Here is an 8,297-nt window from a genome sequence, read left to right on the forward strand (position 1 = left end):
ACCTTCCACTATCGTCATGATCGCGCAGCAACTTCACTTCGAACGTTGGGAAGGGATGAAACGTTGCCGCGCGCGGCACATTATCGCGCTCGGCCTCCCGCTTTCAATGGTTTTGATGGCCGGATGTCGTGATCGGGATGCGCAGACCTCAGCCGTCGATTCGCTCCTTGCGCGCGACCTCACACTGGCCGCCGGCGACGCGCCCGCTCGGTCCACGCCCGTGATCGGCGACACAGCATTATCTACCCCGAGCTCATCAGCTCCGGCGGCACCCAGAGCCACTGTTCCTCAAGCAATTCGCCCTTCTTCGCGCCCTTCGCGTTCCCCGCGGGCTTCGCGCGAACCTGCGGTGTCTGCCCCCGCGCCGGCGCCGGTCGGCGAGGCACCCGTGGCAACGCCTGCACCAGCTACCGCACCGGCTACCGCACCGGCTACCGCACCAGCTGCCACGCCCGGCCCGTCCCGCGGACTCACCGCCGGCACTTCACTATCCGGAAAGACGAACGCCGCCATCTGCTCGCTCGCCAATCGACCCGGTGACCGCATCGTGGCCGAGCTCGCCGTGCCCGTGAACGGTCCCGATGACGCGACCCTTCCTGCCGGCACCCCGATTCTCGTGGAAATGGCGCAGCCGGCCGCCGACGGCAGCTTCATCTTCCGCGTGCGCAGCGTGCAGGTGAACGGGGAGCTGGTGCCCGTGCAGGGCACCGTGCGCGTCGGCGACGACGTGGCCATCACCGAGCGTCAGGTCTCCAAGGGCGGCGACAAGGGCAAGGTCATCACCGGTGCCATTATCGGCGCGATCGCCGGACGCGTGCTCGGCGGCGGCACCCGTGGGGCGGTCATCGGAGCCGCCGGCGGCGCGGCAGCGGGAACTATTGCCGCCGCGCGCAATTCACAAACTGAGCGGTGTCTTCCGGCGGGAGCAACACTGTTCGTTACCCTCAGTGCTCCGCTCATTTTTCCGTAGCAATCACACTACGGACGGCGTCCTGAGCCCCCCTACTCCTTACTCCGTACTCCTTACTGTTTTGCGTGATTGACGTCATCGAGTACACCAAGCTCTACGGCGACACCGTGGCCGTGCAGTCCCTGTCATTTCGCGTGGCCCCGGGCGACGTGCTCGGACTGGTCGGTCCCAACGGGGCCGGCAAGACCACGACGCTGCGCGCGCTCGCCGGAATTCTGCAGCCCACGTCGGGAAGTATTCGTATCGCCGACATCGATCTGCACACCGATCCGGTGGCCGCCAAGTCGCGGCTCGCGTTCATTCCCGATGAACCACAGCTGTTCGACTATCTCACGGTCACCGAACATCTGCAGTTCGTGGCGCGTCTCTATGGCGTGCATGACGCCGCGCCGCGCATTCCGGTGTTGCTCGAAGAGCTCGAGCTCACCGCCAAGAAGGATGCGCTGCCCACCGAACTCTCGCGCGGCATGAAGCAGAAGCTGGCGATCGCGTGCGGCCTGCTGCATCAGCCGTCGGCGCTGCTACTCGATGAGCCGCTGACCGGACTCGATCCGGTCGGCATTCGCCGCATGAAGGAGACGATCACCGAGCGCGCCCGCGACGGTGCCGCCGTCATCTTGAGCTCGCATCTCCTGCATCTCGTCGAAGAACTGTGCACGCGCATTCTCGTGATTCGTCGCGGTCAGGCCGTTGCCCTCGGCACGCTCGCGGAGATCGTCGAGTCGCGCCCTGATCTGGCCGGTCGGTCGCTCGAGGAAATGTTCATCGCACTCACCGGCGACGACACGGTCTCGTGACCATGCCGCAACAGCCAGCACCCGTGCCGGCCATGCGCTTTCTGTATCAGCGCACCTTGGTGAATCGCTTGCGCCAACAGGTGGCCCGTGCCAAAAGCCCGCGCTACCTCGCGGCCGTCGTCATGGGCATGCTGTACATCTGGTGGGCGCTGTTCCGGAATGCGCAGCTCGGCGGCGGACCGCTCGCATCGCTCGTAAAAACCGACGTGGCCGTACCGATCGCCAGCGCCTTCATATTGCTATCGGCCGCGCGATGGTGGGTGTTCGGCGGCGAACGCAGCGCGCTCGCGTTCACTCCGGCCGAAGTACAGTTCCTCTTCCCCGCGCCCGTGAGTCGACGGCAACTGGTGCATGCGAAGCTGGTGCGCATGCAGCTCGCCATTCTGCTCAACACGCTGATCTTCAGCGTGCTGCTCCGCGGCGGCGGCGGCACCGTGGAAGGATGGCAGCGCGGCCTGTCGCTCTGGATGCTCTTCTCCACGCTCGCCTTACATCGCCTGGGCGCCTCGATCGTGCATGCGAACGCCATGGAGCACGTCGGCAAAGCCCGTCGCCGACTCATCCTGCCGCTCGTCGTGTTCGCGGTGGTGCTGCTGGCCGTCGTCTACGGCGTCGTGACGGCGTGGCCGCTGCTGCGCGTCGCGAGCCTGTCGGGCACCAAGGCGGTACTGCTCGCGATCACCGACGCACTCCGCGCACCAGTGCCGGCCGCCGCCCTCTGGCCAGTGCGCGCCGTGCTCGAGCCGGTGTTCCTCGGGAGCGGCGCGAAGTGGCTCATCGCCATGCCGTGGGCCGCGGCGATTCTGTCACTACACTACTTCTGGGTCGTACGGCTCGACAAGGCGTTCGAAGAAGCCGCGCTCGAAGCCACCCAGCATCGCGCCGAACGACTGCAGCGTTTCCGCACGTCGCAAATGGGCAACTCGCGCTCGCGAAAGGGCAAGCTGGCCAAGGTGCCGTCGCTCGCGCTTACCGGTCGCCCGGAAGTGGCGATCGCCTGGAAGAACGTGGTGGCCGCACTGCGCGGCGGCGCGTGGCGTACGCAGCTGCTCATGTTCACCGTCAGTCTCGCCGTGTTGGCCGCCGTCACGCGTTCCGCCTCCGATCGCGCCGGCGATGTGTTCATGGGTGTCACGTTCGGGTGGGGCGCGATGCTGCTGTTCATCGGCCCGCTCTGGATGCGCTTCGATCTGCGTCTCGATCTGCCGCGCCTCCCGATGCTGAAAACGATGCCGCTTCCAGGATGGCGAATCGTGGCGGCCGAGGTTGCCGCGGTGACCGTGCTGCATTCGGTCACGGTGTGGTCGCTGATGGTCGTGCCGTTGGTGATGTTCGTGCAAGAGCCCGCATTGTTGACCGAAAGCGGCGTCACTCTCCCTATTTTTTTGTCGGTGGTGGTGGGCGTGCCGATCTTCAACGCGCTCATGTTCACGATCCAGAACGGTACCGCACTGCTCTTTCCGGCCTGGGTGCGCTTGGGCACCGAAGCGCGCGGCTTCGAAACCATGGGCCAGAACCTGCTCACCACCGGTGCCACCACACTCGTGGCCGCCGTGGCCTTGGTGTTTCCGGTGGGTCTTGGCGCGCTGATCCTGTGGTTCACCAACGACTGGGGCGGCTGGTCGGTGCTGATCGCCACCATTTTGGCCTGTGTGGTCGTGGTGGCCGAGCTCTGGCCGATCCTCTTCTGGCTGGGCGGCGTCTTCGAGAAGATCGACGTCAGCGAGGTCGCCGCCACCTGACGGTGGCCAGTCCGCGCCCTTCCCGTGCGGAGGTTTGGTGCCTAACCTGCCATGCCGGGGTATGTCCCCGATGCAGGATTCACGAACCGTGTCCATGAGCCATGCCGGCTGACGAATTCAAAGCGCCCGACGACGAAACGCCGGACGAAACGCCCAACGACGACGACACGCCCGCGTCCCCCGACGAAAACGACGGGGATGATGACGGCGACGACGATTACGGGGTCACCGACAGCATCAACCCGAATGCGGTCGATGGCGGGACAAAGCCAGCCGTCTTCGTGACGACCCGTGAGCCGATCACGCTGGTGGTGTCACGCCTGGACGATCCGCGGGCCCCGGAATCGTCGGCCCTCGCCGCGTACATCGACGGCCGCCTGGTGGCGCGCAGCGCGATGCCGCCGGAAGCGATCGAACGCCTCGTGGATCTCAAGCTCTTCGAAGAACCAGTCCCGCTCGGCCTGTTCGCCTACGAAGAGGCTCCTGGCCTGCAGTGCCGCTTGTTCGCCCTTGTGCCGCGCGCCGCGCTGGAGGCCGACGCGCATTCGGCCGAACCGTGGAAGGCGAGCGTGCCCAGCTACGAGGCCATGCGCGACGCGGACGATGACGCGGACGATGACATCAACGATGACGACGACGAGGACGGCAACAACGAGTCACCGTACGAAACGATCCTCCTCGGCCACATCGTGCGCTTCGCCAAGGACCGCAAGTATCCGGAAAATCTGGCTGAAGAAGCGGTCGATATCCTGCAGCGCATTATCCACGGCGCCCAACCGCTGGAAGACGCCGACCAGAAAGCCATCGACGACTTACTGGGATCGCTGTAAAGGTGCTTTCGGACGGGTCGAAAACCTGCGGTTCGCGCGAAGCTCGCGGAGAACGCGACGAGACGCGAAGAACAGCTAAGAGCGCGTTTTATTTTTTTGAAAAGGAAATGACCTACCGTCGATCCGATCCGACGGTGGGTCATTTGCCGTAACTCACCGCTGTTCTTGGCGTGCCTTCGCGCTCTCCGCGAGCTTCGCGCGAACCAGTTGTTACAGAATCCCGGAAATCACACCGCGCCATCCATACGTCAACGCTGGCGCAGCGCGACAAACACACCGTAATGTTGCATTGAGAATTCAGCTGTTCCCGGCCGACCCCCACCATCAGCTTACTCCGCCCATGCGCATCACTCGCCTGCTGTCCGCCGCCGTTACCGTCGCTGTCCTCGCGATCATCACGCCGCGCCTGTCGCTGGCCCAGCTGGCAGACTCGAAGGTGCTCACCACCGACGCGGTGAAGAGCTTGCTCGCCAGCGCCGAAGCCACCGCGAAGCAGAACAAGTGGAACGTGTCGATCGCCGTGACCGACGCCGCCGGCGACCTGCTGGGCTTTCTGAAGCTCGACAATGCCAGCACTGGCTCCGTACAGATCGCGCAAGGGAAGGCGCGCACCGCAGCGCGGTTCGGGCGGCCCACCAAAGTGTACGCCGACCGGATTCTCGCCGACACGTTGACGTTTCTATCGGTGGACGGGCTCGTAGCATTGCAAGGCGGCCTCCCCATCCTCGTGGGCGGCAAAGTGATCGGCGCCGTCGGGGTGAGTGGAGCGACCAGCGCGCAGGATGAACAAGTGGCCGCGACCGCGATCGCCGCCGTCATCAAGTTGTGATCACATCGCAGTTACCGTCGGTTCGTGCTCATCGGTTCTCGTCGTGTCCGCGAAAACCGATGCGCTGATTCACCACGCGCCGTTCGTCGAGTGACATATACGACCACCCTCCGATCTCTGTGAGTGTGCGACGGCAACCACGACACTCCCCGCGCAGGTCGATCACGCAGACCTTGACGCACGGAGAGGTGGCCGGGAACGGTGGAACGGACGAATCGCTCATTCGCGCAATGTAGACGACGGCACCGGCTTCACCGCATTCCACGCCGGACACGACGGCGCCTGCCCAGCCGGTCGCGGCGCCCCTTCCGCGCGCGGCATCGTATCGGCGACCTGCATCAACTCCACGTCGAAGATTAGCGTGGCCTTTTCCGGGATCGTCGGCAGCCGCCCTTTCTCTCCGTAGGCCAACTGCCACGGAATGATAAGCCGGCGCGAACCGCCCACGTTCATCCCCTGAAAACCCAGATCCCATCCCGCAATCACGCGCCGGAATCCCTGCGGAAAGCTGATCGGATCCTTCGTCCGTCCGGCGTTGGTGGTGTCACGCGACGAGTCGAACTTCTTACCGTCCGTCGTCCACCCCGTGTAGTGCGCGTACACACAGCGCCCCGACGTGAGCGCCGTTCCTGTGCCCACGGCCATATCGATCGCCTCGAGCAAGAACAGCGGCCTCGCCTTCCCCTCCACCGGGGGAATCGGCAACATGAAGCGCGGTGCCCGAGCACACCCCACCACCCCAAGAACCATCGCTGCCAGAAGAAGTTGTTTCATACCTCGAATTCTAAAACGCTGTCATCAGAACGTCTGTCCGCAGAACGCTGAGCTCAGACCCTCTGATCACTGCCGTTAACCCACCACCCATCACCCACCACCCATCACCCATCACCCCCAGCCCCCAGCCGGTCGTTCGCTCCCCAGCCATCCCCATCCAAAAGCGGCACCAGGTTAGTCGCGGAGCCGCTCCACCCACGACAGTCGATCAAAGCCAGCGTCGAGACTCATGAGACGACGCACTCCGCGTCGCTGCATGATGGCCGCGTGCACCGCATCGCGTGCCGATAACGACGTCACGGAGAGCATTAGCACCTTCGCCTGCTCAAGATCGGCGACATCGACCGGATAGACCTCGTCGACCACGCCATGCAACGCGTCGAACGCCGCCTGAATCGCATCCGGGCGATGGATCGCGAAGTACCGATGCAGGATCTCCTGGAAGACCTCCGCGTCGGTCACAAGCCGATCGCCACGGGCGATCGAGCGCTCGAGCATGCGGCGAACCGCTTCCTTGTTCGGATGCGGCGCGCCGATGAGATACATCGGCACGTTCGAATCGATGAACACCGTGCTCTCCGGCCCGAGCACATCGCGGCTGATCATTCGCCCGACCCGGGCGCCGCGTCGAGATCGTCGAGCAAGTATCCGGACTCGATCTCCTCCAGCATGCTCGGGAGTTCGCCGACCGGATACGCGCCCTGCGCGGCTTCGCGAACAACCGACAGTTTCCTCCGCGGATCCCCCGCCGGGGAATGCTGCCGGGCCGTCCGCAGCGCCTGTCGCACCCATTCGGCAACCGTGAGGCGCTGATGCTCCGCCACGCGGCGAATCTCCGCGAACTCCTCATCGTCCAACAGAACCTGAAGTCTTTGAGTCATTCAATGAGTATATCTTACTCATTATTGATGAGTCAACAATAAGACCGATGGCGGGATCCTCAGCACGAGCGCCGCTGTAACGCTCCACCCGCCGCCGGCATTGATGGGGAAATCCTTCCTACCATGACTGCTCCCACCTTACCTCGCCGCGTGACCGAACACCCCACGCACCTGATCGATCGGGTGCGAGCCGGCAATCCGCACGCGCTCGGCCAACTCTACGACGAGTTCGCGCCCCGGCTGCTGCGCGTTGCCCGACAACTGCTCGGTTCCCGCGAAGACGCTGAAGACGCTGTGCACGACATGTTCGTGGGGCTGCCCAAAGCACTGCGGCGCTACGAAGAACGCGGCACGCTGCGCGCACGGCTGATCACGCGTACCGTGCGTGTGGCTCTCATGCGCCTTCGCAGCGCAAAGCGTCGTCGCGAAGACACACTCGCCGATACCGATCACGTTGCGCACCACGCATCGGCCGACATCGGCGTCGGCATGGCCGACCTCGAGCGCGCCATCGCGATACTCCCAGATACGCTACGCGCCGTGTTCGTGCTCCGATAGATCGAAGGCCTTTCACACCCCGAGATCGCTGCCCTGCTCGGCATTTCCGAAGGCAACTCGCGTGACCGCGCACTCACCGATCATGTGCAGCGCTGCGTCGAGTGTGAGAGTACTGTACGCTATCTCGGTAAGTTGCAGGTGCTCGTGGATCAGCTGCCGACCAACCCCGCGCCCAGTGGATTGCGCGAACGTATGCTGGCCTCGCGTGCCGCCGGCGTACGTGTGCTGGTGCCTGAGCACATCGACGCATTTGACGACAAGAGTGTCGACGAGGCGCGCTTTGACGACGAGATCTTCGACCACAACACGACCAGTTCGTCACCCGCCGCACACCATGCCGCACAGCCCTTGTGGCGTACCCGCTGGCCCATCCCGACCACCATCGCCGCCGGGATTGCCGCGTGGACAGTGATGTCACTGGCGAGCGGTACACCGGTGATCGAAGCCGGCATGATCTCCGGCACCATGACGCTATCCACCGCGTTGCCCAAAGCCGGCGAAGCGGTCACGGTGCGCTACAACACCGGTGCGTTGCTGGGACGTCCGGCGGTGTTGCGACTGCGCGCACGCATTCGCACGGTGCAGGGCGAGAGCTACAACGTGGGCGTGCCGGTGATCGAGATTGCCACGCTGCAACGCACCACGGGTAACGAATACACCGGGCGCTTCACGCTCCCCGACTCCGTGGTGTTCGCCGCGCTCGCGGTCGAAGACACCGCCGCCGCTGCCGTGGACGATCTTGGCGGACGCGCGTGGGAAGTCATGCGAGCCACGTCGAACGGGGAGCCGCTGCTATCAGCACTCGACCAGCGAAGCCACGATCTCATGGGACGTGGGTGGGAAGAAGGCCTCGCCACTACGCGTCGTATGATACAGCTGTATCCCGATTCACTCACGGCGTGGAAGTGGCTACACG

At 64.5% G+C, this 8,297-nt stretch carries 10 protein-coding genes and 1 pseudogene; 7 read left to right on the forward strand and 4 right to left on the reverse strand.

Annotated features, from left to right (window positions below; genetic code table 11):
- Positions 1-349: 349 nt before the first annotated feature.
- From ACESNG_RS19030 to ACESNG_RS19050, 5 genes are all read left to right on the forward strand, one after another.
- Positions 350-970 (forward strand): hypothetical protein, encoded by a 621-nt coding sequence (locus tag ACESNG_RS19030; protein ID WP_373058939.1) that lies wholly within the window; start codon positions 350-352, stop codon positions 968-970.
- A gap of 65 nt (positions 971-1,035) precedes the next feature.
- A complete protein-coding gene (locus ACESNG_RS19035) occupies positions 1,036-1,767 on the forward strand; it encodes an ABC transporter ATP-binding protein (protein ID WP_373058937.1) in 732 nt (243 codons plus the stop codon).
- A 2-nt stretch (positions 1,768-1,769) separates the two neighbouring features.
- Entirely contained in the window at positions 1,770-3,509 is a 1,740-nt protein-coding gene (locus tag ACESNG_RS19040) for a putative ABC exporter domain-containing protein (RefSeq protein WP_373058953.1), read from the forward strand.
- A gap of 101 nt (positions 3,510-3,610) precedes the next feature.
- Positions 3,611-4,339 carry a hypothetical protein gene (locus ACESNG_RS19045; RefSeq protein WP_373070374.1) on the forward strand — a complete coding sequence of 243 codons (729 nt, stop codon included), beginning with the start codon at positions 3,611-3,613 and terminating at the stop codon, positions 4,337-4,339.
- Between the two features lie 340 nt (positions 4,340-4,679).
- The gene (locus ACESNG_RS19050; protein ID WP_373058933.1) at positions 4,680-5,168 is read left to right on the forward strand and encodes a heme-binding protein; all 489 of its coding nucleotides are present in this window, start codon (positions 4,680-4,682) and stop codon (positions 5,166-5,168) included.
- Positions 5,169-5,196: 28 nt separating this feature from the next.
- Here ACESNG_RS19050 and ACESNG_RS19055 read toward each other — a convergent pair whose 3' ends face one another.
- From ACESNG_RS19055 to ACESNG_RS19070, 4 genes are all read right to left on the reverse strand, one after another.
- Entirely contained in the window at positions 5,197-5,391 is a 195-nt protein-coding gene (locus tag ACESNG_RS19055) for a DUF1289 domain-containing protein (protein ID WP_373058931.1), read from the reverse strand.
- A complete protein-coding gene (locus ACESNG_RS19060) occupies positions 5,388-5,876 on the reverse strand; it encodes an FKBP-type peptidyl-prolyl cis-trans isomerase (RefSeq protein WP_373070376.1) in 489 nt (162 codons plus the stop codon). The genes ACESNG_RS19055 and ACESNG_RS19060 overlap by 4 nt, the downstream gene beginning before the upstream one ends.
- A gap of 240 nt (positions 5,877-6,116) precedes the next feature.
- Entirely contained in the window at positions 6,117-6,548 is a 432-nt protein-coding gene (locus ACESNG_RS19065) for a type II toxin-antitoxin system VapC family toxin (protein WP_373058927.1), read from the reverse strand.
- On the reverse strand, positions 6,545-6,823 hold the full coding sequence (locus tag ACESNG_RS19070; RefSeq protein ID WP_373058925.1) for an antitoxin: 279 nt from the start codon (positions 6,821-6,823) through the stop codon (positions 6,545-6,547). Before ACESNG_RS19070 ends, ACESNG_RS19065 begins: the two co-directional genes overlap by 4 nt.
- A 150-nt stretch (positions 6,824-6,973) precedes the next feature.
- Here ACESNG_RS19070 and ACESNG_RS19075 point away from each other — a divergent pair, with 150 nt between their 5' ends.
- Entirely contained in the window at positions 6,974-7,381 is a 408-nt protein-coding gene (locus ACESNG_RS19075) for an RNA polymerase sigma factor (protein ID WP_373058923.1), read from the forward strand.
- A gap of 132 nt (positions 7,382-7,513) precedes the next feature.
- Positions 7,514-8,297 (forward strand): annotated as a pseudogene (locus tag ACESNG_RS19080) (hypothetical protein); the annotation flags it as partial.

This window comes from Gemmatimonas sp. (genome assembly GCF_041689975.1).
Classification (GTDB): domain Bacteria; phylum Gemmatimonadota; class Gemmatimonadetes; order Gemmatimonadales; family Gemmatimonadaceae; genus Gemmatimonas.